22 protein-coding genes are annotated in these 26014 nt (G+C 37.3%); 12 read left to right on the forward strand and 10 right to left on the reverse strand.

All coding sequences use genetic code 11. The annotated features are described in order from the left end of the window. Positions 1-112 precede the first annotated feature (112 nt). Positions 113-1735 (reverse strand): RagB/SusD family nutrient uptake outer membrane protein, encoded by a 1623-nt coding sequence (locus SJY44_RS05040; protein ID WP_396591520.1) that lies wholly within the window; start codon positions 1733-1735, stop codon positions 113-115. 12 nt (positions 1736-1747) lie between these two features. Further along, positions 1748-4747, reverse strand: a complete 3000-nt coding sequence (locus tag SJY44_RS05045; RefSeq protein ID WP_396591521.1) for a SusC/RagA family TonB-linked outer membrane protein — start codon at positions 4745-4747, stop codon at positions 1748-1750. 372 nt (positions 4748-5119) lie between these two features. Between SJY44_RS05045 and SJY44_RS05050 the strand changes: the two genes are divergently transcribed. The 3 genes from SJY44_RS05050 (at position 5120) to SJY44_RS05060 (ending at position 10377) form a co-directional block, all read left to right on the forward strand. After that, positions 5120-6139, forward strand: coding sequence for a LacI family DNA-binding transcriptional regulator (locus SJY44_RS05050; RefSeq protein ID WP_396591522.1), 1020 nt, complete (start codon positions 5120-5122; stop codon positions 6137-6139). A gap of 66 nt (positions 6140-6205) precedes the next feature. Beyond that, positions 6206-8509: a glycoside hydrolase family 65 protein gene (locus SJY44_RS05055; RefSeq protein ID WP_396591523.1), complete on the forward strand. Its 2304-nt coding sequence runs from the start codon at positions 6206-6208 to the stop codon at positions 8507-8509. Next, positions 8506-10377, forward strand: coding sequence for an alpha-amylase family protein (locus SJY44_RS05060; protein WP_396591524.1), 1872 nt, complete (start codon positions 8506-8508; stop codon positions 10375-10377). Before SJY44_RS05055 ends, SJY44_RS05060 begins: the two co-directional genes overlap by 4 nt. Before the next feature lie 52 nt (positions 10378-10429). Here SJY44_RS05060 and SJY44_RS05065 read toward each other — a convergent pair whose 3' ends face one another. Further along, the gene (locus SJY44_RS05065; RefSeq protein ID WP_298924351.1) at positions 10430-10849 is read right to left on the reverse strand and encodes a hypothetical protein; all 420 of its coding nucleotides are present in this window, start codon (positions 10847-10849) and stop codon (positions 10430-10432) included. A 186-nt stretch (positions 10850-11035) separates the two neighbouring features. Between SJY44_RS05065 and SJY44_RS05070 the strand changes: the two genes are divergently transcribed. Together SJY44_RS05070 and SJY44_RS05075 are read left to right on the forward strand one after the other, a co-directional pair. Beyond that, positions 11036-11788 carry a glycerophosphodiester phosphodiesterase gene (locus tag SJY44_RS05070; RefSeq protein ID WP_396591525.1) on the forward strand — a complete coding sequence of 251 codons (753 nt, stop codon included), beginning with the start codon at positions 11036-11038 and terminating at the stop codon, positions 11786-11788. After that, a complete protein-coding gene (locus SJY44_RS05075; protein ID WP_396591526.1) occupies positions 11788-13059 on the forward strand; it encodes an NAD(P)/FAD-dependent oxidoreductase in 1272 nt (423 codons plus the stop codon). The genes SJY44_RS05070 and SJY44_RS05075 overlap by 1 nt, the downstream gene beginning before the upstream one ends. A 1-nt stretch (position 13060) precedes the next feature. Here the strand turns inward: SJY44_RS05075 and SJY44_RS05080 are convergent, their stop codons facing one another. Together SJY44_RS05080 and glpK are read right to left on the reverse strand one after the other, a co-directional pair. Beyond that, the gene (locus SJY44_RS05080) at positions 13061-13789 is read right to left on the reverse strand and encodes an MIP/aquaporin family protein (protein WP_396591527.1); all 729 of its coding nucleotides are present in this window, start codon (positions 13787-13789) and stop codon (positions 13061-13063) included. 37 nt (positions 13790-13826) lie between these two features. Next, positions 13827-15323, reverse strand: a complete 1497-nt coding sequence (gene glpK / locus SJY44_RS05085; RefSeq protein WP_396591528.1) for a glycerol kinase GlpK — start codon at positions 15321-15323, stop codon at positions 13827-13829. A 71-nt stretch (positions 15324-15394) separates the two neighbouring features. On the opposite strand from glpK, the gene SJY44_RS05090 reads away from it, so the two are divergent. Then, entirely contained in the window at positions 15395-15934 is a 540-nt protein-coding gene (locus tag SJY44_RS05090) for a DUF1697 domain-containing protein (RefSeq protein ID WP_396591529.1), read from the forward strand. A 25-nt stretch (positions 15935-15959) separates the two neighbouring features. Here SJY44_RS05090 and SJY44_RS05095 read toward each other — a convergent pair whose 3' ends face one another. Further along, positions 15960-16433 carry a TspO/MBR family protein gene (locus SJY44_RS05095; RefSeq protein ID WP_396591530.1) on the reverse strand — a complete coding sequence of 158 codons (474 nt, stop codon included), beginning with the start codon at positions 16431-16433 and terminating at the stop codon, positions 15960-15962. Positions 16434-16526: 93 nt separating this feature from the next. Here SJY44_RS05095 and SJY44_RS05100 point away from each other — a divergent pair, with 93 nt between their 5' ends. Then, a complete protein-coding gene (locus SJY44_RS05100) occupies positions 16527-17606 on the forward strand; it encodes a diphosphomevalonate/mevalonate 3,5-bisphosphate decarboxylase family protein (RefSeq protein WP_396591531.1) in 1080 nt (359 codons plus the stop codon). A 1-nt stretch (position 17607) separates the two neighbouring features. Here SJY44_RS05100 and SJY44_RS05105 read toward each other — a convergent pair whose 3' ends face one another. After that, entirely contained in the window at positions 17608-18042 is a 435-nt protein-coding gene (locus SJY44_RS05105; protein ID WP_396591532.1) for a hypothetical protein, read from the reverse strand. 406 nt (positions 18043-18448) lie between these two features. Between SJY44_RS05105 and SJY44_RS05110 the strand changes: the two genes are divergently transcribed. The 3 genes from SJY44_RS05110 to SJY44_RS05120 are packed head-to-tail and all read left to right on the forward strand — an operon-like array spanning position 18449 to position 21252. Continuing rightward, complete coding sequence (locus SJY44_RS05110; protein ID WP_396591533.1) at positions 18449-19387, forward strand: mevalonate kinase; 939 nt, start codon at positions 18449-18451, stop codon at positions 19385-19387. 9 nt (positions 19388-19396) lie between these two features. Continuing rightward, positions 19397-20302 (forward strand): geranylgeranylglycerol-phosphate geranylgeranyltransferase, encoded by a 906-nt coding sequence (locus tag SJY44_RS05115; protein WP_396591534.1) that lies wholly within the window; start codon positions 19397-19399, stop codon positions 20300-20302. Further along, the gene (locus SJY44_RS05120) at positions 20302-21252 is read left to right on the forward strand and encodes a carbon-nitrogen hydrolase family protein (protein WP_396591535.1); all 951 of its coding nucleotides are present in this window, start codon (positions 20302-20304) and stop codon (positions 21250-21252) included. Before SJY44_RS05115 ends, SJY44_RS05120 begins: the two co-directional genes overlap by 1 nt. Positions 21253-21334: 82 nt before the next feature. Here SJY44_RS05120 and SJY44_RS05125 read toward each other — a convergent pair whose 3' ends face one another. Further along, on the reverse strand, positions 21335-21829 hold the full coding sequence (locus tag SJY44_RS05125) for a VOC family protein (protein ID WP_396591536.1): 495 nt from the start codon (positions 21827-21829) through the stop codon (positions 21335-21337). Between the two features lie 61 nt (positions 21830-21890). Next, on the reverse strand, positions 21891-22706 hold the full coding sequence (locus SJY44_RS05130; RefSeq protein ID WP_396591537.1) for a DUF6597 domain-containing transcriptional factor: 816 nt from the start codon (positions 22704-22706) through the stop codon (positions 21891-21893). Between the two features lie 192 nt (positions 22707-22898). Between SJY44_RS05130 and SJY44_RS05135 the strand changes: the two genes are divergently transcribed. Together SJY44_RS05135 and SJY44_RS05140 are read left to right on the forward strand one after the other, a co-directional pair. Then, on the forward strand, positions 22899-23738 hold the full coding sequence (locus SJY44_RS05135) for a pseudouridine synthase (RefSeq protein WP_299214726.1): 840 nt from the start codon (positions 22899-22901) through the stop codon (positions 23736-23738). A 37-nt stretch (positions 23739-23775) separates the two neighbouring features. Beyond that, positions 23776-24963: a DUF1343 domain-containing protein gene (locus SJY44_RS05140; RefSeq protein WP_396591538.1), complete on the forward strand. Its 1188-nt coding sequence runs from the start codon at positions 23776-23778 to the stop codon at positions 24961-24963. A 181-nt stretch (positions 24964-25144) separates the two neighbouring features. On the opposite strand, the gene SJY44_RS05145 is transcribed toward SJY44_RS05140, so the two are convergent. After that, positions 25145-25933, reverse strand: a complete 789-nt coding sequence (locus SJY44_RS05145; protein ID WP_396591539.1) for a hypothetical protein — start codon at positions 25931-25933, stop codon at positions 25145-25147. Positions 25934-26014: the final 81 nt, after the last annotated feature.

Here is a 26014-nt window from a genome sequence, read left to right on the forward strand (position 1 = left end):
TAATTAATTAGCATCTATTTTCATAACAGTTGACTGAAATTAACTAAAGTGTATAATGAAAAAAGAGGGCAATTATATGCCCTCTTTTAAAATTAAATATATTGATAAACTACTAGTAACCGTCGTTTTGAATCAAATTTGGATTAGTCGCCAAAGCAGCTGCTGGAATAGGAAATTTAACCCTAAATGCATCTGTAACGTTTTTCATTTCCCAAGTGCCTGAAGCAAAGGTTCCAAAACGTAGTTGAACTGCTCTTCTACCCCCCATTACTCCTTCGGAATTCAGTTCTCTAGCGATGATATCTGGCATGTCATCTAAAGTGACACTTCCTAACGGTGCCGCACCTGCTCGCTCTCGTATGGCGTTTACATCGGCAAGAGCTGACGGCCCACCAGTACCACCTCTTAGGGTGGCTTCAGCACGCATTAAGATGGCATCTGCAAAACGTATCCAAGTAAAATCCCTAAAGGTATCTCCGGGTAGATTTCCATCTGCAGCCCGTTGAGGATTTTTAACGATTCGAATACCGTTTCGTTCATTGTTCACTTCTAAATTGGTGAGAATAACGTCCTCATATACCAGAGGATTCTCTTGTCTATCCGTAAGGTTATTGCCGCTAACGTTTCGTTGTTGCCCCCTGATATAACCGGTAGATACACCAGCTACTTCCTCACCTGGAAGTCCAAGTCGTGCATCCTGAGCTACATCATCTGTACCAAAAAGTCTAAAGGTTTCTGTAAGCGTAACAAAACCGTTCCAACCCCCTTGATTAGGGTGTAGTTGATTATACATACGGGTTCTTACGTCACCTTCAAGCATAAAAATTACTTCTTGATTGGTATTATTGGCAGGATCCCAGATATCAAAATAACTTTCATCATTATCAGGATCAGCAGCTCCGATACCGTCCAGCTGGAAGCCTAGTGCTTCTATTGCATTGATGTCTGAAATGACCTGAGTCATATCTCCTTCTGAGCCTACAAGGTGAATAGCATTTAACTGCACCCTAGCTCTTAAGAAACGCGCGAATGCCTCTCCTACCCCAGACAAAGTTCCAGCTCTATCTGCTCCTGAATCTGCAGGCCTCAAAGATACATTGGGACCATTGGAGGAAAGGTTTCCGCTGGAAATGGCTGTATTCAAATCATCCAAAATAAAGGCAAAAGCCTCTTGAGCGGATAATACTGTAGGGTCCACACCTGGACCATCATCCACGCCCCTGATTGGTACTTGGCCAAAGAAATCCAGTATAGAATATACATGAAACGCACGTATAACTTGAGCTTGAGCTAATTCACTAGGATTCGCGCTGGAACGTGAATCTATCAACTGATTTGCGCGAAATGTTGCTGCATTATGCCTATTCCAAGCTTGTAGTACGTAAAAGTGATTGGGATCCCAGGTATGGTTGTGCAACGCACGCCAAACCCCATTATCGCCCCAGTCGGCACCCCTGGTCAATACGGCGATATTTTCTGCGGATACCTCCATGAGCGCATATGAGCTTTCTTGGGAATCTTGACGGAAAAGCCCTACCCCATCACTGTCACCACTGGTATAGAGGGCCTCAAGGCTCGCTGAGGCGCTTACCACCCCAGTGAAGCTACCGCCTGATTCACTGGAAACGGAATCCTGAAAGTTGGGTTCCAGGTCTGTACACGCTTGGAAAGTCACTAAAAGTAAACCGGCACCAAGTGTTTTAATCAATTTGTTCTGTATAAAATCTTTTTTCATCATTTCTTTTTTTTAAAAACTTGCATTAACACCTAGCGAAAAAGTAGTAGGTCTTGGATAAGAGGTCAAATCAATTCCTAAGGAAGGTAAATTATTTAACGTTCTATCTGTTGAGATTTCAGGGTCTTGGCCTGAATAATCAGTAATCACAAACAAATTCTGCGCATTAAGGAACAATCTTAAACTACTAAATGCACTATCTTCTCCCACATTAAAGTTGTGGCCTAAAGTTACGTTTTGTAATCTTAAAAACGACCCATCTTCTACAAACCTTGAAGAAACCGATTGAGGATTAAAAGGATTTTCAACGCCAACCAATGGTAGTGTGTCCGCAAATACATTTCTACCTTGAGATAGGTTAGGAATAGTGGAGAATGCATTTCTGGTATTATTGTAAATGGATTGGCCAAACTGCCCGTTGAAGAACAAGCTCAAGTCCCAATTTTTAAAACTAAAATTATTGGTAAAGCCTAAAGAAAAATCAGGTAAAGCACTTTCTCCAATAAAAATCTGAGCACCTTCGCTGCCAAAAATATTACCTCCATTCTCATCCAAGCCTTGCCAATCTCTAGTAAAGAAGCTAAACAAAGGTTGGTTGTTGGCCAAACGTTGTGAAAAAGCTCTAGATAGACCAGGTCCGTTGATTTGCCCAGCATCTATTTCCGGTCCAACATAGTTCTCTAGAATATTATCCGTATACGTAATATTAAAGTTCAAATCCCAAGAAAAATCTTCGGTCTGTACTGGAATGGCATTAATAGTAAATTCTACACCTTCGTTCACAATATCCCCATCCACGTTAGCAAAAACAAAAGGCTGCGGAGCTGGCTGCGCACTATTTACTTGCAATAGGAATTGTGAAGTCGTTCTTTTGAAATAGTTTACAGATCCTGAAATCCGATTATCCAAAATACCATAATCCACACCAATACTTAATTGCTCATTTTCTTCCCATTGAAGATCAGGTTCATCGAAAGCCACATCTCCTATAGCCCCGGGATCATTCTGATTACCAACGCCAATACGTTGTCTTGACGAAAATTGGTTAGAACCTAAACCTTCTTGGTTACCGGTAACACCCCAGTTGGCACGTAGTTTGAAAGTGTCAAAAAACTCTGGGAACCATTCCTCTTGATCAAGAGCCCAAGAAGCTCCAAAGGCACCAAAAGTACCATATTGGTTGTTTTCACCAAATCGGGAAGAACCATCGATTCTTACAGTACCAGAGAAATTAAATTTATTATTCAACGAATAGTTTGTTCTAAAGAAGAACGATTGCAACTCATCCCTTTCAAGGGAAGTGTTTGCAGCAAATTGTTGTGCTCCGGCAATGTTGTTAATCATCTGAAACAAATCGATAGTTTCAAAATTGAAAGCACGGAGGGTAATGGCTTCATTTACAAACTCTTGGTAGGAATGTCCAAGCACAACATCCAACACATCGTCACCAAATTCTTTATTATAATTTAAATAGGATTCCCAGGTGGTATTGGTCAAATCAATTTCATCCAAGTTGGCTCTACCATTATCTAAAGTTCCATTGGCAGCGAAATTCCTTGATTCCGCAGAAGCGGCGGAAGATGTAGATTTATCAAGACCTACCAAGGTATTGATGGTTAAGTTATCCGTTATTCTATATTGTGCCGACACATTAATAAGAGCCCGCAATGTGCTAGAGGTTGCGCGAGTCAACTCTAAAAGTGCTAACGGATTCCTTCTTTCATTGGATGGCTGGAAGAATCCACCTATAAATCCCTGATCCCTCGTGCCCGATCCAGTCAAAGGTTGAGTGGGATCAAAACCAATGGAAGCTGAGAGTAAATCACCCCTTGCATTTGGGTTATTTGTTATTGGGGGTCTTTGGGACTCAATATTAGAAATGGTAGCTTGTGTGCTCAATTTTAACTTATTATCAAAAAAGCGTTGTGTTGCATTAAATCGAGCGGTCAACCTATCAAACGTACTGTCTTCCACTTCTCCTTCTTGATCTTGATAACCCATGGAAATCCTGTAATTTCCGTTCTCACCTCCTCCTCCATAAGCTATATTGTAGTTTTGGGTAAAAGATGTGCGAAATATTTCATCGTAAGTATCTGTATTGAACCCACCGTCAACAAAAGTACCGCCCGAGATTATATTCTGTGCATCTAAGAATTGTTCCCTTGAAAGCACTTCTGGACGATTACCAATATATCCCACTGAGAAAGTAGAAGAAAATTCCAATACATCCCGTCCTGAGGTACCGGATTTTGTGGTGATGAGAACAACTCCATTCGCACCTCTTGAACCATAAATAGCAGTTGAGGCTGCATCCTGAAGTATGTCAATACTAGCAATATCATTTGGGTTTAAGAAACTCAAAGGATCCAAAGAACCAGAGCTTCCAATATCAGAACCTCCACCAGTATTAGGATCAGAACCTCCACCAGTAGCAGCACTGGTATTGGCCCCGTTTAATGGTACACCGTCAACTACAAAAAGTGGATTGTTATTAGAACGCACTGAAGCGGTACCCCTAACCCTTACGTTAACAGCAGCACCTGGCTCACCACTAGTAGTGGAAATCTGTACACCGGCCGTTTTACCTTGTATCAATTGTTGCGGATTTACAATGACACCCTTGTTAAACTCTTCTGCTTTGACGCTTTCCACAGCACCGACAGTACTTCTTTTGGTAGTTGTACCATAACCAACAACAACAACTTCATCCAATTCATTGGCATCTTCCTGTAAAACAACATTAATTGTTGTTTGTCCATTTACAGCAATCTCTTGTGATGAGAAACCGATGTAACTAAAAACGATAGCTGCATCAGCAGCGACATCATTTATGGTATAGTTACCGTCAAAATCAGTCTGCGTACCATTGGTTGTTCCTTTGACAACAACACTAGCTCCTGGTAAGGGACCGTTTGCATCCGAAACAGTACCAGATACTGTCTGAGCCTTCGCTAAACCAAAGCACACGAATGCACCCAATAGCAAAAAGCTTTTTAGTAGCGTAATCTTCATAAATAATTAATTTTAAGTTTAGTTAATTTTAATTCAAGTGTTAAACATATATAAAAAAAGTGTTAATCTAAATTTAAGTATAGTGCAAGATCAAACGAAAACGGTTTCGTGTTGATAACTTTGAATTGTGAAAGGTTGACAAAACTAAAAGAGTTAATTTATTTAAATCACAATATATTCATCAAGAATTGATGAAATTCACAATATATGGACTAATATACTATTTTTATTTTTTAGGGAAGGTTAACTTCTTTATAAGAGTTTTTGTAAACTTTAAGGTAGTTTTTGTTAAAAAGATTCATTTGAATAACTTGCTTGTCTTTATTGAGTAATTTCCATAGCCAAATTAACTAGACTAAATCTTCAACATACTTGAAAGCAAAGATTACATTAAAGGATATCGCCAGAGAACTTGAGGTCTCTATTTCTACTGTTTCTAAGGCTTTAAAGAACAGCGAAGAGATAAGTAGGGATACAAAAGAAAAAATTCAGGCATTTGCCAAATTGTATAACTACAAACCAAACAACATCGCCATAAGTCTTAAGAACAAAAGGACTAAAAATATAGGTGTGGTTATCCCTGCAATTGTACATCACTTTTTTACTACCGTGATTAGAGGCATTGAGAAATACGCAAATGCTAAAGGCTACAATGTTATTGTATGTCTTTCAGAAGAATCCTTTGATAAAGAAGTCATTAATATGGAAATGCTTGCAAATGGCAGTATTGATGGTTTTATAATGTCTTTATCTTCTGAAACACAGCAAAAAGGGGATTATAATCATTTAAAAGAAGTTACCGAGCAGGGAATACCTGTTGTACTCTTTGATCGTATTACAAATGAAGTTAATTGCGATAAGGTAATTATTGATGATCAGCTGGGCGCATATCTGGCTACTAAAAAGCTAATAGAACAAGGAAGAAAAAAAATAGCATTGATTACCACGGATGATTATTTAAGCGTAAGCAAGGCAAGAACTGAAGGCTATAGAAAAGCCCTTTCCGAAAGCGCCCTAGATGTAGATGAATCAAGAATATTGAAACTGTCATCAATGGAAATGGATGAGAAAAGCATCGGAGATTTTTTTGATACACATGAGGTAGACGCTGTCCTTTGTGTAAATGAAATATTCACGGTCTTTAGTATGAAATTGGTCCAAGAAAAAGGACTTAACATTCCCAAAGACATATCATTTATTGGCTTTACTGATGGATTGCTTTCCAAATATGCAAACCCTAGTCTTACCGTTGTTGCCCAACATGGCGAAAAAATGGGTGAGATTTCAGCACAAATGTTAATTGATAAAGTGGAAAGCGAAAATGAAGAGGAAACGTTCCACACTAAAATTTTGGAACCTACATTGGTAATCAGGGATTCTACAATTAACTAAATTTGTCAAAACCTTTACAGGGAAAGGGGATATCTAAAATTACTCACCAAGTTTTACTTTTTTTCAATGAATCAAGATTATATAAAATCGGACCCTTGGTCCATTATAGAGGAAGGTTTTGATAAAGAACAAGTCAAATCCTCCGAAAGCCTTTTCAGTATAGGAAATGGGGCCATGGGGCAACGTGCTAATTTTGAAGAAGAATACTCGGGAGAAACTTTTCAGGGGAGCTACATAGCTGGGGTATACTATCCCGATAAGACTAGAGTGGGCTGGTGGAAAAATGGATACCCAGAATACTTTGCCAAAGTACTGAACGCTCCAAATTGGATTGGAATCAATGTTTTTATTGACGGAGTTTCTCTGGATTTGAACACTTGCGCAAGTGTTTCCAATTTCAAAAGAGAGCTTAACATGAAAGAAGGTTGGTATCAACGAAGCTTTCAAGCCAAGCTATCTAACAATATTGAAGTCGATGCAAAAATCACTCGTTTTTTAAGCTTGGATGTTGATGAAGTTGGAGCTATAAAAATGGAGTTGGCACTACTAAATTCTAACGCCAAAGTGAAGTTAGTTCCTTATTTGGATAGTGGTATCACCAATGAAGATAGCAACTGGGATGATAAGTTTTGGAATACCACTAGTGTGGACTTCGATAAAGATAGAGCTTATATAGAGGCCCATACGATGAAAACCAATTTTGCAACCTGCACCTTTATGCATGCAAATGCAGAATTCAATGGAGTTTCAATACCTGCACAATTGGGAGATAAAACAGATTCTTTCATTGGTCTTGAATTTGAAAAAAAAGTTTCCCGAGGAGAAAAAATTTCTTTGACAAAATTTGGAGGGTACACGGTTTCTAGAAATAATGAAACTTCAGAATTAATAAATGTAGCCAATACAGTCATAGATCAAGCAACGGCCATGGGCTTTGATGCACTTTTGGAAAAACAAAAAGAAGCTTGGGCCAATATTTGGGAAATGAGCGATATCACTATAGAAGGTGATGTAAAAGCACAACAAGGTATCCGTTTTAATATTTTTCAATTAAACCAGACTTACTTAGGAAAAGATTCTCGATTGAATATTGGTCCAAAGGGGTTTACAGGAGAGAAGTATGGCGGAAGCACTTATTGGGATACAGAAGCCTATTGCCTTCCTTTTTATATGGCCACCAAAAATCAAGAAGTAGCATGGAGCTTGTTGGAGTATCGCTACAATCATTTAGAAAAAGCCATTGAGAATGCTCAAAAATTAGGCTTTACCAATGGAGCGGCACTTTACCCAATGGTAACCATGAACGGAGAAGAATGCCATAACGAATGGGAAATCACCTTTGAGGAAATCCATCGGAATGGAGCTATTTCATTTGCTATCTTCAATTACCACAGATTTACGGGAGATTACAGTTACATCCCAAAAATGGGATTGGAAGTTTTGATTGGTATCGCAAGATTTTGGCAACAGAGGGTCAATTTTTCTCAGGATAAACAAAAGTATGTGATGCTGGGCATTACAGGCCCCAATGAATATGAAAACAATGTCAACAACAATTGGTACACAAACTATTTGGCCAAATGGTGTATAGATTATGCCTTGGAGCAATTGGAAGTAGTTAAGGATGAGTACCCAGAAGACTATAAAAGAATTGTTTCTAAAACAAGTCTGACTTCTTCAGAAACAGAAGGTTGGGCAAAGGTAGTCAACAACATGTACTTTCCATATTCTGAAAAGCATGAAGTGTTCTTGCAGCAAGATGGCTTTTTAGATAAAGAGTTGATTAAGGTTGAGGATTTAGATAAATCAAATAGACCGATCAACCAAAAGTGGAGTTGGGATAGGATTTTGCGGTCTCCTTATATAAAACAAGCTGATGTATTACAGGGGTTCTATTTTTTTGAAGACCATTTCAGCTCAGAAGCGCTAGAGAAACATTTTGACTTTTACGAGCCATTTACCATTCATGAGTCTTCTCTGTCACCTTGCGTGCACAGCATACAGGCAGCAAAACTGGGCAGAATGGAACAAGCCTACACTTTTTATCTAAGAACCTCAAGATTAGACTTGGATGATTATAACAAAGAAGTGGAAGAAGGTCTACATATAACATCCATGGCTGGGACATGGATGAGCATTGTAGAAGGTTTTGGTGGCATGCGAGTGTTGAACGATCAGCTTCATTTTACTCCACAGATACCAACACAATGGAAATCGTATTCTTTTAAAGTTAATTTCAGAAACCAAATAATCACCATTACAGTTTCAGAAAAACAAGCAAATTTTGAAGTAACAGGAGACAAGGATTTGACGATTCAGGTAAATGATAAACCATTGATATTGACTCCTGGAAAAAGTGTTCAGGCATGAAAAGGAATCTCTACATTGCCTTTTTGGCAATCATGGGGATATTGCATTCATGCGAACAGAAAGTTGAAAAAAAATCAGTTCAACCCACAATGAAAAAGAAAGCTGTAGTTTATCAGGTTTTTACCAGACTTTTTGGAAATACGAACAACACCAATAAACCTTGGGGTACCATTGAAGAAAATGGAGTTGGGAAGTTTGCTGATTTTACAGATAAAGCACTGTCAGAAATCAAGGATTTGGGAATAACCCATGTTTGGTATACTGGCGTTCCCCATCATGCATTGATCAATGATTATTCTGCTTACGGAATTTCAAATGATGATCCAGATGTGGTCAAAGGTCGCGCGGGATCTCCCTATGCTGTTAAAGATTATTATAATGTAAATCCAGACTTGGCTGTTGACCCTTCCAAAAGATTGGAGGAATTTAAGGTATTGATACAAAGAACGCATAAGGCAAAGATGAAGGTCATTATCGATATTGTACCCAATCATGTGGCCAGAAATTATGAAGGACTAACCAATCCCGATGGAGTCTCGGATTTTGGGGCAAACGACGATGTTTCCTTGGAGTACCATGTTAACAACAATTTCTATTATATCCCAGAAACGGAATTCAAGGTTCCAGAATGGCAAGATGCATATCTTCCACTTGGTGGAGAAGAAAATAGGCTTTCAGACGCTAAGTTTAAGGAACATCCGGCAAAATGGACCGGCAATGGTTCGCGATTAGCGCAACCTCATTTCAATGATTGGTACGAAACCGTAAAAGTAAACTATGGCATAAGACCAGATGGTACAAAGGATTTTGAAGAATTACCAGAAGGGTTTGATGCAAAGGATTACAAGGCTCATTTTGAGTTTTGGAGTACCAAAACAGTTCCCGATTCATGGAATAAGTTTAGAGATATAGCCCTGTATTGGCTGGACTTTGGAGTGGATGGTTTTCGTTTTGATATGGCCGAGATGGTGCCGGTGGAATTTTGGAGCTATTTGAATTCCAACATCAAAATGAAAAACCCTGAAGCTTTTTTATTGGCTGAGGTCTACAACCCAGACCTTTATAGGGATTATATCCATAAAGGGAAAATGGATTATTTGTACGATAAGGTTGAGCTTTACGATAGCATAAAACACATTATGAAAGGTTATGGTTGGACAGATCATATTCCGGTTGTCCAAAAAGGAATGGCAGATATAGAACATCATATGCTCCATTTTTTGGAAAACCATGATGAACAGCGTATTGCTAGTCCAGACTTTGTAGGCAGTGCGGAGCTGGCAAAACCTGCTATGGTAGTTTCTGCAACACTGAGTACGTCGCCAACCATGATTTATTTTGGTCAAGACGTAGGTGAACCTGGAGCAGAAGATGCCGGGTTTGGTAGCCCCACACGTACTTCAATTTTTGATTATATAGGAGTGCCCAACCATCAACGATGGATGAACAATAAAAAGTTTGATGGAGGTCAACTAACTGATAGTGAACAGGAACTTCGAGATTTTTACAAACGCTTGTTGAACTTCACCATTGAGAGTGATGCCTTGATGGGCGAGTATCAAGAAATCCATTTTTTTAACAAAAACCATACGGAGAATTATGACCATAGAGTACTTTCATACGTTAGATGGTCCAATGATGAAAAATTGATAATAGTATCAAACTTTGATGTTGAAAAAAGCTATGCTTTTGAATTAAAAATTCCTGAAGAGATTATCACTAAATGGAATTTGAAGAATCAAGAATATGATTTAAAAGAAGAGCTATACGGAGAAATAGATAAAGCCCTTTTCGTGAAAAATGGACAAGGAAAAGTTGAAGTCGAGCTTCAACCTCTTGAGTCTTTTATTTTTAGGGTTAATGAATAAAAAAAGCGGATTGCATAACAATCCGCTTAAGTTCAAGGTCGGTTAATTTCCTTTAAGCTTTTGGTGCAGTTTTTTGGTACACCAATCCTATCACCATTCCAATGATTCCATAGAAAACAATCTGCACAACTGCATCAACCAAAGTTCCGGTCATATCCATAAGTCCCATAACAGCATGGTTTAATATACCCATGCCAAGTCCAGTAAAGACGCCAATCCATGCACCAAACTGAAAACCTTCTTTAGCACTGTGATGCCCTCTAGCCCATTTGCTATACACTGAGCTTAATACGAAAGCCATGATTACATTACCTCCAGCAATTAACCCCATATTCATATCTTCATTCAAAAAATTCTTAAGGGTATGTGTCTCATAAAAATCGGCTAGTAAAAACTCCCAAATTCCGTATCCTAACAAAAACATTGTTACGAAAGCGGCAAGTGTCGCTAATAAATTAGATTTTGAAAACATGTTGGTTTGTTTATTGGTTAATAATGTGATAAAAGTATTAAATAAAATTTAACAAATTGATAAAAATTTATACCTTATTATGAGAATATCTCTTCTATAAAGTGTTTTTACTGATATAGTTGCATCTATTTTAACGCTGGCAATTTCAATTTCATGTTGTATTTTTAGTGGTACAAATGAATCAAAATGAAAAAAAGCTTACCCTTAGCATTGATTGCTGTTTTGTTATTTAATAGTTGTGATATGATGGATTCTAAACCTTTGGTTATTGGGCATAGGGGTGCCATGGGACATGAAACTGAAAATACCTTGGCATCAGTCCAAAAAGCAATGGATTTAGGAGTGGATATGATTGAAATAGATGTATTCCAAATCTATAGTGGGGAAACTGTTGTATTTCATGATGAACGCGTGGAAAGACTTTCAAATAGTGGCGGTAAAATAGAAGATTACAACATAGTAGACCTTAAGCAACTTATTTTAGACGGAAACCATAAAATCCCAATGCTACAGGATGTGCTAAAGCTTATAGATAATAAGGTAGCACTTAACATTGAACTTAAAGGATCTAACACTGCAGATAGAGTAAACTTTATTACCAATGTGTATATAAGAGATAGGGGATGGTCTCCTGAAAACTTCATCATTTCAAGTTTTAAATGGGATGAGCTGAGAAAAATGCGGGAGCTTAATAAGGATGTTCAAATTGCTGTTTTAACAGAAGAAGATCCTTTAGAAGCGATTACTGTAGCCAAAGAACTAAATGCTGTTGCCATAAATCCCAACTATAAAACATTGAATGAAGAAAATACAGCTAAAATTCAAGAAGAAGGATTTAGAATCTACACATGGACCGTTAATGAACCTGAAGATATTCAAAAAATGAAGGATTATGGAGTGGATGGAATTATCACAAATTATCCTGAACGGGTAAATTAATGTTTGATGTTGTTATTGTTGGAGGTGGTGCTGCCGGGTTTTATGCTGCGATTCAAGTTGCTGAACAGGCTCCACATCTAAAAGTCGCCATTTTTGAAAGGGGTAAAACCGTGCTTTCTAAGGTTAAAGTTTCTGGAGGTGGTCGATGTAACGTTACCCATGGAGAATTTTCTGCGCATGATTTGGTCACCAATTACCCTAGAGGGCAAAAAGAACTTTTGGGACCTTTCCATACCTATGCTCCCGGGGATGTAATGTCTTTTTTTGAAGAAAGGGGAGTTCCATTAAAAATAGAATCGGACGGAAGGGTTTTTCCACAAAGCAATTCTTCACAATCCATTATTGATTGTCTTGTTGGTGAAGCAGAACAGCTAGGGGTTAAGGTTCTTAAAAATAGTTCTGTAAAACAATTTGGCAAAAACGAAAATGGAGAAGGATGGCAGATAACAACAATGAACAAACATTACCAATGTAAAAAGCTGTTATTGGCTACAGGGAGCAATCCAAAAATTTGGAAACAGTTGGAAGCATTTGGACATAAAGTGATTTCTCCAGTTCCGTCTTTGTTTACTTTTAATATCAATGATGAACGAATCTCTGGAATTCAAGGAGTAAGCACCTTCGCAACTGTAGAAGTTCCGCCAAAAAAAATCTTTTCATCCAAAATTGGCGTTAAGCTAAAAAGTGTTCCAAAAGAAGAACCTGTCCTTCAAGCTGAGGGCCCTGTCTTAATAACGCATTGGGGATTGAGCGGCCCTGCCATTTTGAAGCTCTCCGCATGGGGAGCCAATATTTTGCATGATTATCATTATGTCTTTAGAGTGAATATTAATTGGACACCTGAATACACAACAGGTTCTATGGAACTTTTGTTGAGAGAAATAAAGGAGGTTGAAGCAAAAAAAACAGTTTTACGCACCAACGCTACCGATATTCCTCGAAGACTATGGGTGAATTTGGTAAAAGCTTCTGGAATTGAAGGGGATTTGAAATGGGCAGAGCTTACCAAAGAAAAACTTCAAAACCTAGCAAAACAACTAACTGCATGCTCTTTTAGAGTTGAGGGGAAAAGTACTTTTAAAGAAGAATTTGTTACAGCGGGCGGAGTAAATTTAAAGGAAATCAACTTTAAAACCTTTGAAAGCAAAATACATCCGAACCTATATTTTGCTGGAGAAATCATCAATGTGGATGCCATAACTGGAGGCTTTAATTTTCAAAATGCCTGGACTGGGGCTTACATAGCAGCTAAAGCTATTGCTTCTGGATAATTTAGTGCAAAAACATGGCAATTCCTGCAGCCAATGCAGCACCTAGTATTGGACCTACAACCGGAATCCAAGAATACCTCCAACCATTTGACCCCTTATTTTTAATAGGAACTAAAGCATGTACTATTCGAGGTCCCAAATCGCGAGCGGGATTAATAGCATAGCCAGTGGTGCCCCCTAAAGACAAACCAATTCCCCAAACAATAAGAGCAACAGGTAAAGCGCCCAAAGAACCTAAACCAATAATACTATTGTCCTTAGTTGCAACAGCATCAGTAAAGTACAGTACTGAAAACACCAGCACAAAAGTTCCTAAAATTTCTGTCAAAAGATTTAAAAAAGTATTTGGTATTGCAGGAGCGTTGCAAAAAACACCTCTTTTGCTATTTCCATCCTCTGTGGCATCAAAATGGTCTTTGTTCATTAACCAAACAAAGAAAGCTCCAAGCATAGCGCCAATAAATTGAGCTAAAATATAGTTGGGAACATCATAAATTGAAAATTCTCCTGCCAACGCCAAACCAATAGTGACTGCTGGGTTTAGATGAGCTCCGCTATGGGGTCCAGCGACTACAACACCGGTATATACTGCGAAAGCCCACCCCGTTGTAATCACAATCCAACCAGAGCCACTTCCATAGGTTTTTTGTAAAGAAACATTTGCGTTTACGCCACAACCCAATAGAATCAAAAGGAATGTGCCAATAATCTCAGCGATAAAAGGAGTCATGATAGGTTTTGGTTAAAGGTTATTAGTTTCAACTATTTTAAGATTCTCCTGTCCAAAATTCCAACGCTTTAATGGCTCTGTACCACCCTTGAATGCCTTTTTCAATGGGTTCTCTTTCTGTAGATGGATTAAAGTGTACATCTGTTTGCCATATATCTTGAATTTCCTCCGGACTTTCCCAATAACCAACTGCCAATCCAGCTAAGTATGCAGCACCCATAACGGTTGTTTCCACAATTTTAGGACGTACCGTTACGGTGTTCAAGACATCAGATTGAAATTGCATAAGCATATTGTTGACGGTCGCTCCTCCATCAACTCTTAATTCTTTAATGGAAATTCCAGAATCTGCTTCCATGGCTTTTAAAATGTCCATGGTCTGGTATGCAATGGATTCCAAGGCTGCTCGCGCAATGTGGGCATCAGTGCTTCCTCTTGTCAATCCAAAAATAGTTCCTTGGGCATATTGGTTCCAGTGTGGAGCACCTAATCCAGCAAATGCAGGGACAAAATAAACACCTTCTGAGCTATCTACTGAACTGGCCAGTTGTTCCACTTCAGAAGAAGTTTTTATAATTTTTAAACTGTCACGTAGCCACTGTACCACAGCGCCCGCTATAAAAATACTTCCTTCGAGTGCATAGGTGGTCTTCCCGTTTATTTTCCACGCTACAGTAGTGAGCAAATTGTTTTTGGAAACAATTGGTTTATCACCAATGTTCATAAGCATAAAGCAACCTGTGCCATAGGTGTTTTTTACCATACCTTGCTTGGTGCACATTTGACCAAATAAAGCAGCTTGCTGATCTCCTGCAATACCCGCTATAGGAATTTTGGCAGCAAAGAAGTTTGGACTTGTATGGCCATAAACTTCACTGGATTGTTTTACTTCCGGCAGCATACTTTTTGGAATGGTTAAAAGCTCTAAAAGTTCATCATCCCACTCCATTGTGTTGATGTTGAATATTAAAGAACGACAAGCGTTTGTAACATCGGTAATATGAAGCTTTCCTTCTGTCATCTTCCAAATAAGCCATGTATCAATAGTTCCCAGCACTAAATCACCTGCTTCTGCTTTTTCTCTGGCTCCTTCTACATTATCCAGAATCCATTTTACCTTTGTGCCAGAGAAGTAGGAATCAATGACCAAGCCAGTTTTTTCACGGATCATTTCAGATTTCCCTTGGCTTTTTAGTTCATCACAGTATTCAGAGGTTCGCTTATCTTGCCAAACAATGGCATTGTAAATAGGTTCACCGGTATTTCTGTCCCAAACAACAACAGTCTCACGCTGATTTGTAATTCCTATGGCAGCCAATTGCTCACCTTTTATACCTTTTATGCTTACGGCCTCAGCTGCCATTCCGGCTTGGGTTGCCCATATTTCATTAGCGTCATGCTCTACCCATCCTGGTTTTGGAAAAATTTGGGTGAATTCTTTTTGTGCTACAGAGATTATGGTCCCCTTTTTATCAAAAACTACGGCTCTAGAACTGGTTGTGCCTTGATCTAAGGCAAGGATATATTGATTCATTTAGATTAATTTAATGCGTTTGAATTTACTAAAATAAATCGGAGTAGTTTTATTCGTCAAGATTATAAATTATGAAAAGATACATAGCGCTCTTGAGAGGAATCAATGTAAGCGGCCAAAAGAAAATTAAAATGGCCGATTTAAAGCAGACTCTGGAAAACAGTGGACTACAAAATGTAAAAACCTATATTCAAAGTGGGAATATTGTTTTTGATAGCGAGATTATTGAAACTGATATGCTTCAAGATAAAATTCATAATGCAATTTTAAACGATTTTGCTTTTGAAGTGCCTGTATTGGTGAAAATCAGTAGTCAACTGGAAATGATTTTAACAGCGAATCCGTTTGCGGATGAAGTGGAAGAAAACAGATTATACTTTGTGTTACTTAAAAACCCTCCAGTACAGAGTTTGGTTGATGAATTCAATGAAGTAAATTTTGTTAATGAGGATTTTAGTATAACAAATGCATGTGTTTATTTATGTTGCAAAAACGGATATGGAAATGCTAAACTCAACAATAATCTTGTAGAAAGAAAGCTAAAAGTACAGGCTACAACACGCAATTTAAAGACGATGCAAAAGTTGATTGAAATGACAAAAGACTCTTAATATTGAGTTTCTTGAATCTGAAAAATTAGTTCAATTCCCAGATTTTATAATTAAGCAGAGAGGCAAAGAGAACCCAAAGCAAATAAGGAATAAGCAAAAAGGCAGCTGTTTTACTTACAACTTTAAACCACTTTATGGTTAAAATGATTAAAGTTAAAAGAAGAAGAATCACCAAAAGCGCCCATGATGGACTTTTAAATCCAAAGAAAACAATACTCCAAAGGGCATTAAAAAGAAGTTGAAAACCAAAGTGATAAAGAGCGGTTTTTACCCAGATATGATGAAAACCTTTAGACCAAACTATTCCTGCGGCGATACCCATTAATATGTATAACGATGTCCATACCGGTGCAAAAATCCAATTGGGGGGATTAAAATTTGGTTTGTTCAAAGTAAGATACCAATCATTTACCGAGCTTTGTGTAGCAAAGCTGGATAGAAAACCTATTAAAAGACAAACTGTAACGGCAATTAGGATGTAAACAACCTTTTTTTTCATGATTGGCACGATTCCCCCTAAAATAAGAATTTATTTGTACCCATATCCTTTCAAGCGCCTTGCATCTTTTATATTTGCCCAAATATTTTTCTAATGACAGAAAAAGACTTTCTACCCAATCCATATACTAATTTGCCTGCAAAAGGAAAAGTGACTTGGAAAGCACCCAGTAATATTGCTTTGGTCAAGTATTGGGGTAAAAAAGCAAATCAGATTCCGGCAAACCCTTCAATCAGTTTTACGCTGGATGCTTGTGCGACAACAACATCTGTTTCCTATACTAAAAAGGAGGATATATCACAATTGTCTTTTGATTTGTTTTTTGAAGGGAAGCCTAAAGAGGATTTTAAACCCAAAATTCTAACCTTTTTTGAACGAATTGAAGCCTATCTACCGTTTTTAAAAGCCTATCACTTTAAAATTGAAACCTCAAACTCTTTTCCGCATAGTAGTGGTATTGCTTCTTCTGCCAGTGGAATGGCAGCTTTGGCGCTATGTTTAGTAGAGATTGAAAGGACTATAAATAGAGATATTACAGATACTTTTTTCAAGAAAAAAGCATCTTTCTTAGCACGTTTGGGCTCTGGAAGTGCTTGTAGAAGTATTGAAGGTGATTTAATTCAGTGGGGAGAGTATGCAGGTATTTCTGAAAGTTCTAATCTGTATGGAATCAATTATCCATTTGAAGTGAACGCCATTTTCAAAAACTTTCATGATAGTATTTTGTTGGTACACAAGGGGCAAAAACAAGTTAGCAGCTCCCTTGGTCATGATTTAATGCACGACCACCCTTATGCGGAAAGACGTTTTACCCAGGCACATGAGAATTTGGACAAGCTTAAAAAAGTCTTTGAATCTGGTAATTTGGATGACTTTATAAAGATTGTTGAAAGTGAAGCATTGACATTGCATGCTATGATGATGACCAGTATGCCCTACTTCGTTTTGATGAAACCAGATACGTTGGAAATCATCAATAAAATTTGGGCTTTTAGGGAAGCAACCAAAGTACCCATCTGCTTTACCTTGGATGCAGGTGCAAATGTACATGTGTTATATCCAGAATCTGTAAAGGAAAAAGCAATCCAATTTATTCAGGATGAATTGGTTGTGCATTGCGAAAATGGTCATTATATCTGCGATAAGATAGGGCAGGGGGCAATGTCAAAATAAATTACAAATTTTCACTTTTCAATTTTAGAATGTCTGAGATTACCTTAACTTTCAGAGTTTTCGAATTTGTAAAATTTGAAATATAAGTAAGTAAGCCATAAATAAATAATGCAATTCCTAACATTTCAAGAAGTTCTTCCATAGTATACATTATAGCAAACTGAAGAGTATGGTATCCATGGATTTCGGCATGGTTTCCTTCAATAAGTTCAATTCCCATGGCCCCCCCGACGAATAAAATAGCGGATAGAATGAATATAAGACGTATTTTTTTTGGAAGATTTAAAAGAAATCGAATGTAAATAATTCCAAGAAAGATTATTGCAATGCCATATGGAATTACCCATGCAAAGTATAGATAACCCCCTACATTCACATATTTTTTCACAATAGATATTAGAACCTCATGAAAAGAGAGTAATTCGTCAAATCCCAAGAAGAGAAAGATTAGAGCAAGTATAAACCAGGATGTTTTTTTAGTTTTGGAATTATTAGTAAGACTTCTAGAAATATAATAAAGTAGAAATGCACAGAAAAAAATTGTCATAGAGGAATAAACAGCTGGAAGATTGCCTTCTCTATTAAAATCAAAAAACTTGGTTATATATCTACTGTCAGTATTGAATTTAATTATCAAACTAATAATATTACCCAATAACAAAATTCCTATAAGAATTAGCAACTTTTTTAAAATGGATAATGGAGTAATAATGAATTTCATTTGGCTTGATAATTAGTTTATCAAATTATATACTTTTTTTAAATTACCCATAACTTGTAAATAATTTGAGGTTTTTTTTGATAAAATAATTAATGTTAAATTTGTAAGATATTATCTATCAATGAAAGGACCTCTATTTTATTCTAAAATTCTACTTTTTGGAGAGTATGGAATTATCAAAGACTCCAAAGGTCTTTCCATTCCCTATAATTTTTTTAAAGGCGCCTTAAAGACAGATGAAAATCCATCTGATTTAGCTGAAAAGTCAAACGAAAGTTTGAAGGCTTACGTTAACTATCTTTCAAAACTGGAAAGAGAAGAACAAGGTTTGGTTTCTTTTAATTTGGAAGCATTGGAAAATGATGTCGCAAGCGGCATGTACTTTGACAGTTCTATCCCCCAAGGTTACGGTATAGGTAGCAGCGGTGCTTTGGTAGCAGCCATTTACGACAAATATGCTACAGATAAGATTACAGTTCTTGAGAATTTAACTAGAGAGAAATTACTGAAGTTAAAAGAGATTTTTGGAAAGATGGAGTCTTTCTTTCATGGAAAATCTTCTGGACTTGATCCATTGAATAGCTACTTAAGTTTACCAATTCTTATTAACTCTAAGGATAATATAGAATCTACCAGTATCCCTTCGCAAAATAAAGAAGGTAAGGGAGCGGTTTTTTTATTGGATAGTGGAATTACAGGGGAGACTGCACCTATGGTACAGATTTTCATGGAAAAAATGAAGCAAGAAGGATTTCGTAGTATGATCAAGAATCAATTCATCAAGCATACGGATGCCTGTGTTGAGGACTTTTTAAACGGAAACATGAAATCACTTTTTGGGAACCTAAAGCAACTTTCCCATGTTGTCTTTGACAATTTCAAGCCCATGATTCCATCTAAGTTCCACCAGCTTTGGCAACAAGGTATAGAGACCAACGATTACTACTTAAAGCTTTGCGGTTCAGGTGGTGGTGGTTATATTTTAGGCTTTACACAAGATTTTGATAGGGCCAAAAAAGCACTCAAGGGACACAATTTGGAAGTGGTCTACAACTTCTAAAACAATCAAATGCTTAATAGAAAAAATAAACTCCTGCTGTTTAAGCTATTGAGTTTATTTTCTGTTGTTCGAGGGTATAACATTTTGGTTATTACACTTGCTCAATATTTAGCTTCCATTTATATCTTATCTCCAAATTTACCCCTAAGAGATATGGTTTTGGATATCAATCTCTTTCTTATCGTAACGGCTTCCGCCTTGGTAATTGCCAGCGGATATATTATTAATAATTTTTACGATGCGGAAAAGGACTTGATCAATAAACCAACAAAAACCATGCTAGATAGACTGGTAAGTCAACGGTTTAAATTAACGACCTACTTCATCCTTAATTTTCTGGCGGTTTTAGCGGCAAGTTATATTTCGTTTAGGGCCGTAATGTTTTTTTCGTCCTATATTTTCGGGATTTGGCTGTATTCCCACAAACTAAAACGTGTTCCTTTTATTGGTAATCTGGTATCGGCCTCATTGGCCATCACGCCATTTTTTGTTGTTTTCGTGTATTACGGAAATTTTGAGACGGTAATTTTTGTGCATGCTCTTTTTCTGTTTTTATTGATTTTGGCTCGAGAAATGATCAAAGATTTAGAAAATATGGCCGGAGATATGGCCCAGAATTATAGAACCATACCAATAATCTATGGGGCCAAGGTTTCAAAAGTACTTATTGGTCTATTAATAGTTTTAACCCTGGTTCCTTCACTTTTATTGATCAATATTTTTGATGTGGGTTATATGTACGTGTATTTTTTGGGCTGTATTGTACTGTTAGGGCTTTTTATCATTTTGTTATGGAAAGCCACAGGGAAAAAGCATTATGTTTGGTTGCACAATATTTTAAAATTCATCATTGTTGCAGGGGTTTTTAGTATTTTATTAATTGATGTTGATTTGGTTCTAAATCGGATTTTATAATGGAAAATCTATTAAAAGTGGCAATGGCACAAATTGCCCCAGTTTGGTTGAATAAACAAGCAACTTTAGAAAAAATTGAAAATACAATACAAGAGGCAGCTAAGGAGAAAGCCGAATTGATTGTTTTTGGCGAAGCATTTTTGCCTGGATACCCTTTTTGGTTAGCTCATACTGAAGGGGCAGCATGGGACTTAAAGGTCAACAAAGAATTACACGCCCATTATACTAGAAATTCCATTCAGATTGAAGCTGGCGAATTGGATGCAATTTGCAAATTGGCCCGTGAAAATAAGATGGCAATATATTTAGGAATGATGGAGCGAGCCAAAGATCGTGGTGGTCATAGCTTATATTGCTCTTTGGTATATATAAATCAAAATGGGGAGATAAAATCTGTGCATCGCAAATTACAACCTACCTATGATGAACGCCTTACATGGGCCCCTGGAGATGGTAATGGACTACAAGTACATCCATTAAAACAATTCACGGTTGGTGGCCTCAACTGTTGGGAGAATTGGATGCCTTTACCGCGTGCTGCCTTATACGGTCAAGGAGAAAATCTACATGTGGCTGTTTGGCCGGGAGGACTTCATAATACCAAAGACATTACTAGGTTCGTAGCTCGAGAATCTAGGAGTTTTGTGATTTCGGTTTCTTCATTAATGAAGGTGTCAGATTTTCCAAAAGACACACCACATTTGGACAAAATTTTGGGAAAAGCTCCAAATATTCTTGCTGATGGGGGTTCTGCAATTGCGGGACCCGATGGGGAATGGATTATTGAACCAATTGTAGGTTCTGAAGGATTAATCTATGAGACATTGGATTTTAATCGAGTATATGAAGAAAGACAAAATTTCGACCCTGTTGGGCACTACTCAAGACCAGATGTAACCAAATTACATATAAACAGAGAAAGACAATCTACGGTAGACTTTAAAGATTAATTTTTTTGTCATCCTGAGTTTGCTGAAAGATTTTCAAGGTGAAGGCTTTTATACATTGTTGTGCGTTCGCTTTTTCCTCCGTTTAGTTTGGGGAATTTAGACCAAGTTTATTTCCTTCCGTATCTAAAAACAAAGCAAAAAATCCACTTTCATCTGCGTGAGCGGTTTTTGGGACAATGACTTTTCCTCCATTTTTTTCGACCTTATCAAGAATATGTTGAAGATTATCTCCACCATTAAGATATATGGCCACACCATTTGCTGAAGGTTCGTATCCTTCTCCTTTCATGATAACTCCTGTAACCATTTGTCCTTCGTATGGAAATATTCCCATTTCCATTCCTGGCATTTCCATTTTCTCAATGTTAATACCCAAAATTGTTTGATAAAAATTGACTGCTCGTGAAATATCCGTTGCCGGAATTTCAAAAAGGGAAATAAAACTTTTCATATCATTAGTTTTTTGCTCTTGACTAGAATCTACTTTTTGTATTTCCGGATTTGATTTATTTTGATTGTTACAAGCCATAAGGTTCAAGGCAAGTATTACAGTAGTGCTTAGTACAATTCTATTCATTTTTTCTGTTTAAAATTAAATTAATCTTGAAAGTTGAAATTGTAAAAATGCGACACTCAGTCTATTTGTAGAAAAGAGCGGAAAGCGTCATGTTTTCATTTCCTAAAAATTCCTTCGGGTTCGTCCCTGTAAACTCCTTAAAATCTTTAATGAAGTGTGCTTGGTCATAATATTCGCTTTCATAAGCAATATTAGTCAAGCTTTCCCCTTCTTTATTAAGTAACATTTTTAATGCGGTTTGTAGTCGAATGACTTTGCCTAACTGTTTTGGGCTAACTCCAATTTGTTTTTCAAACTTTCTCTCAAGCTGTCTTCTTTTGGACAAGTCATCTTTAAGAATCGCTTTTATCGGTGCGTTTCCGTTTGTAGATAAAAGGGCGTTAACGGTTGTTTTCACAATATTCTCAACAGTCGACTTGTCGTTTAACCTTTCTAGAAGAAATCCTTCTATGATTTCTATTCGTTCTTTAACATCCTTTGCTCGGATTATTTTTTGCTCTAGTTCCTTGGCGATTTTTTCTTCAAACAATAATGCTAATGGTGTTTCTTTATTAGCTAAGTTTTTAATTGGTTCAGTTACGAAATTGGCAAATCCGTAGGGGTAAAATCGGATTGCAAATGTATTCACATAACCTGTTGGTTCGATATAAAATGGTTCAATGGTTTGTCCAAGTACCATTGCACGAGGTTGTAGGATAAATTCATCTTCCGAAGTATATCGCTTTATGTCATCACCAAGAATAAAAGCCATCTCAATACAGCCATCAGGAACAATCCGCTGTTTTTGCGAATCATTATCAGCAGGAACTTCTAAAGTCCAATAACAGCTAATTAGGTATTCTAAATCTGGATGAGGCTGAAATGTTTGATAATCCATTAATAGTTTGTTTTTTTCTTAGTGACGCACAACGTTTAAGAGATGGTCAGTTTCAATTAACTATATCGGCTGATAAGTGAAGTTCGGAAATTTTATCATAAAAATCCAATCCTTTTCTCTTGTCACACTGAGCCTTTCGAAGTGGACTTAAGGAGGCAAAAAGCACTACCTTTGCAAAAAAATTAATGACTGATGGCGAAATCAGACTACAACCGCGAGCGGAAACCTTCCAACAGAGCGGCAGGAAGCGATAAAAGAAAGCAATTTTCCAAAGGAAAACCACCCAGAAAGAAAACAACACCACAAAAACCATCTAATCCGGATGAAATTCGGTTGAACAAGTATGTGGCAAATGCAGGCGTATGTTCCAGAAGGGAAGCAGATACCTATATTGCCGCTGGCAATGTCTCGGTAAACGGGAAGGTGATTTCTGAAATGGGATACAAAGTAAAACGGACAGATGATGTTCGTTTTGATGGCCGAAAACTGAACCCGGAAAAGAAAGAATACATACTGCTTAACAAGCCTAAAAACTTTATCACCACCACTAATGATGAAAAGGGTAGACGCACGGTAATGGAACTCATTTCCAGTGCTTCTAATTCACGTTTGTTACCAGTTGGTCGTTTGGATAGAAATACCACAGGCCTTTTGCTATTTACCAACGATGGCGATATGACCAAAAAGTTGACTCACCCAACACATGGGGTTCGCAAGATCTATCACGCGCATCTAGATAAAAATTTAACGCTATCAGATTTACGTAAAATAGAGGAAGGGTTAGAATTAGAGGACGGTTTGGTGAAAGTAGATGACATCAGTTATATCCAAGGATCTCCCAAAAAAGAAATAGGCATCGAAATCCATAGTGGGCGCAATCGTATTGTCCGCCGTATTTTTGAGCATTTAGGCTATACCGTAACCAAATTGGACCGCGTTATTTTTGCGGGATTAACAAAGAAAGACCTGCCACGCGGTCATTGGCGTCCTTTAACAGAACAAGAGGTCATTAATTTAGGGATGATTAAGTAACTTAGAGGTACCAAGTATTCACCTCTAAATACATGAAATGCAAAAAGTTGCTGTTGGGCTTGAAATCCTTGCCAAAGACACATTACTGCAACAACAGTTCAAAGGTAATGTCGCCTTATTGTGCCATAATGCTTCAATAGATAGTAAATGCACCCACGCTACCTTTATCTTTAAATCCATCTTTGGAGATCGTTTTAAAAAGATTTTCGGACCTCAACATGGTTTCTCTACCGACGCACAGGATAACATGATTGAGACGGATCATACCGTACATCCCTATTTCAACATTCCTGTGTATTCTTTGTATTCTGAAACCCGTGTGCCAACAGATGCAATGTTGGAAGGAATAGATCATTTTTTTGTGGACCTACAAGATGTGGGCTGCCGTATGTATACGTATATCTATACATTGACACTTTTGTTGGAAAAATGTGCAAACAAGGACATTGAAGTAATTATTTTAGATCGCCCCAATCCAATTAATGGTGAAACACTTGAAGGGAATGTATTGGATACTGCATTTGCTTCTTTTATAGGGAGGCACCCCATACCCGTAAGGCATGGACTTACCATTGGGGAACTTGGATTAATGCACCAAAGGTTATGGGCCAATGAGAAAGCAAATGTTAGGGTGATACAAATGAAGGCCTGGGAAAGGGAGATGTATTTTGCAGATACTCGACTTCCATGGGCATTGCCCTCTCCAAATATAGCAAGGGCAGAGAGTTGCCTCGTTTTTCCTGCAACGGTAATATTTGAGGGGACTTATTTAAGTGAAGGCCGTGGTACCACCCAACCTTTGGAAATTATGGGACATCCGAAAATCAAACCCTTTTCACTTTTTGCAGATCATTTAGAAAAAACGATGATGCATTCTGGATTGAAAGGCTTTGCTGTAAGACCTATCTTATTTCTTCCTACTTTTCATAAATATGTTGATGTGGTTTGCGGTGGTTTTCAAATTCATGCTACGGACAAGGAAACTTTTCAACCCTGGCGGGTAGGACAATTGATGCTAAGGGAACTTTTTCATCACTTGGGTACTGATTTTAAATGGTTGGAACCGCCCTATGAATATATTCATCACTTAGAGCCTATTGATATTCTTAATGGAACAGATCAACTGCGACATTGGGTGGAAAAGAAAAGTTCTTTAGAAGATTTGGATGGCTTAGAGCAACTTGATGAGTATAGGGAGCAACACCAATTGATCAGTCTTTATTAAGGAAGAATTAGAATCTTAAAGAGGTGAATTCTATGGTTACACTTATCGGCCTCGTATAACCGTCAGTTACGGGTTAAATTAGCGATTATTTTCGGTTTAACACAGACTTTAGCAATTTCGAGTGGATTCGGACGCAGTCGAATCCGCCGTAATTGCGGTTATACATTGTTACCACCAGTTTTTATTCCGTTATTATTCCATTTTCAGTTGTTTCTGTCTCCGTTTTTTTATTCAATTTCCATAACCAATATAGTCCTCCTAGTGGTATGCCAAAAGTCCAAGCCGAACTTAAATATCCCATATATGAGAAACTAATTCCGAATAGTATTTGAAAAGTTAATAAACTAAAAGAAAGTCCATAAACTGCGCTATAAGATATCGCTGGAACATTCAGAAATATTACTGCAATATATTTCAACCACTTTTTCTTTAAGTCACTTTTTTTAATTTTTCTAATAATCCAAATATTGAAGATTGGTACACAAATGGCTAATACTCCAAAAAGCCAAAATATCGTCATATTCGGAATTGATTCTTTTATGTCAAGCGTTTTAATGTTGTATATTTTATTAGAATTGTCATCGAAAATTATCTCAAAAACACCAAATTCTTTGTCGTTGGAAAATTCGATTTGAGCTTTTGTGGTATTTGGTGCTGTACTTTCTCCTTCGACAGTCGAAAAAGTTTTATTAGCGGTCATAAATTTGTAGTCCAAATCAGTTCCAAAATTATTTACAATTAACTTTCTGAAATTGGATAAGCCTTTTTTTAATGTGTCAAGGTTTGTGTTTTTAAATCCATCGTGTTCGGTCGCCATATAGGTGAGGCTTTTTTCATAATCTTCTTTTATGAGAGTTTCTACAAATCCTTCTGTTGTGTCTTTGTAAGTAAAAGCGTTATTAATGAAATCACAGCTTGTAAAAATTGATATAGTGAGTATTAGAAATAAAGATTTTGTCAGTTTGTTCATTTTTTCAAATTGGTGGTAACGATAAGCTAAAAATCGTTTTAATGATTCTTTAGCAACTGATAAGTGAAGTTCGGTAATTTT

This window comes from Allomuricauda sp. R78024 (genome assembly GCF_044596045.1).
GTDB lineage: Bacteria > Bacteroidota > Bacteroidia > Flavobacteriales > Flavobacteriaceae > Flagellimonas.

What these genes read in the sequence shown, in the direction of transcription:
- SJY44_RS05040 (WP_396591520.1), bottom strand. Translation starts at nt 1,735, where the DNA reads ATGAAAAAAGATTTTATACAGAACAAATTGATTAAAACACTTGGTGCC.
- SJY44_RS05045 (WP_396591521.1), bottom strand. Translation starts at nt 4,747, where the DNA reads ATGAAGATTACGCTACTAAAAAGCTTTTTGCTATTGGGTGCATTCGTG.
- SJY44_RS05055 (WP_396591523.1), top strand. Translation starts at nt 6,206, where the DNA reads ATGAATCAAGATTATATAAAATCGGACCCTTGGTCCATTATAGAGGAA.
- SJY44_RS05060 (WP_396591524.1), top strand. Translation starts at nt 8,506, where the DNA reads ATGAAAAGGAATCTCTACATTGCCTTTTTGGCAATCATGGGGATATTG.
- SJY44_RS05065 (WP_298924351.1), bottom strand. Translation starts at nt 10,849, where the DNA reads ATGTTTTCAAAATCTAATTTATTAGCGACACTTGCCGCTTTCGTAACA.
- SJY44_RS05070 (WP_396591525.1), top strand. Translation starts at nt 11,036, where the DNA reads ATGAAAAAAAGCTTACCCTTAGCATTGATTGCTGTTTTGTTATTTAAT.
- SJY44_RS05075 (WP_396591526.1), top strand. Translation starts at nt 11,788, where the DNA reads ATGTTTGATGTTGTTATTGTTGGAGGTGGTGCTGCCGGGTTTTATGCT.
- SJY44_RS05080 (WP_396591527.1), bottom strand. Translation starts at nt 13,789, where the DNA reads ATGACTCCTTTTATCGCTGAGATTATTGGCACATTCCTTTTGATTCTA.
- glpK (WP_396591528.1), bottom strand. Translation starts at nt 15,323, where the DNA reads ATGAATCAATATATCCTTGCCTTAGATCAAGGCACAACCAGTTCTAGA.
- SJY44_RS05090 (WP_396591529.1), top strand. Translation starts at nt 15,395, where the DNA reads ATGAAAAGATACATAGCGCTCTTGAGAGGAATCAATGTAAGCGGCCAA.
- SJY44_RS05095 (WP_396591530.1), bottom strand. Translation starts at nt 16,433, where the DNA reads ATGAAAAAAAAGGTTGTTTACATCCTAATTGCCGTTACAGTTTGTCTT.
- SJY44_RS05100 (WP_396591531.1), top strand. Translation starts at nt 16,527, where the DNA reads ATGACAGAAAAAGACTTTCTACCCAATCCATATACTAATTTGCCTGCA.
- SJY44_RS05110 (WP_396591533.1), top strand. Translation starts at nt 18,449, where the DNA reads ATGAAAGGACCTCTATTTTATTCTAAAATTCTACTTTTTGGAGAGTAT.
- SJY44_RS05115 (WP_396591534.1), top strand. Translation starts at nt 19,397, where the DNA reads ATGCTTAATAGAAAAAATAAACTCCTGCTGTTTAAGCTATTGAGTTTA.
- SJY44_RS05120 (WP_396591535.1), top strand. Translation starts at nt 20,302, where the DNA reads ATGGAAAATCTATTAAAAGTGGCAATGGCACAAATTGCCCCAGTTTGG.
- SJY44_RS05125 (WP_396591536.1), bottom strand. Translation starts at nt 21,829, where the DNA reads ATGAATAGAATTGTACTAAGCACTACTGTAATACTTGCCTTGAACCTT.
- SJY44_RS05130 (WP_396591537.1), bottom strand. Translation starts at nt 22,706, where the DNA reads ATGGATTATCAAACATTTCAGCCTCATCCAGATTTAGAATACCTAATT.
- SJY44_RS05135 (WP_299214726.1), top strand. Translation starts at nt 22,899, where the DNA reads ATGGCGAAATCAGACTACAACCGCGAGCGGAAACCTTCCAACAGAGCG.
- SJY44_RS05140 (WP_396591538.1), top strand. Translation starts at nt 23,776, where the DNA reads ATGCAAAAAGTTGCTGTTGGGCTTGAAATCCTTGCCAAAGACACATTA.
- SJY44_RS05145 (WP_396591539.1), bottom strand. Translation starts at nt 25,933, where the DNA reads ATGAACAAACTGACAAAATCTTTATTTCTAATACTCACTATATCAATT.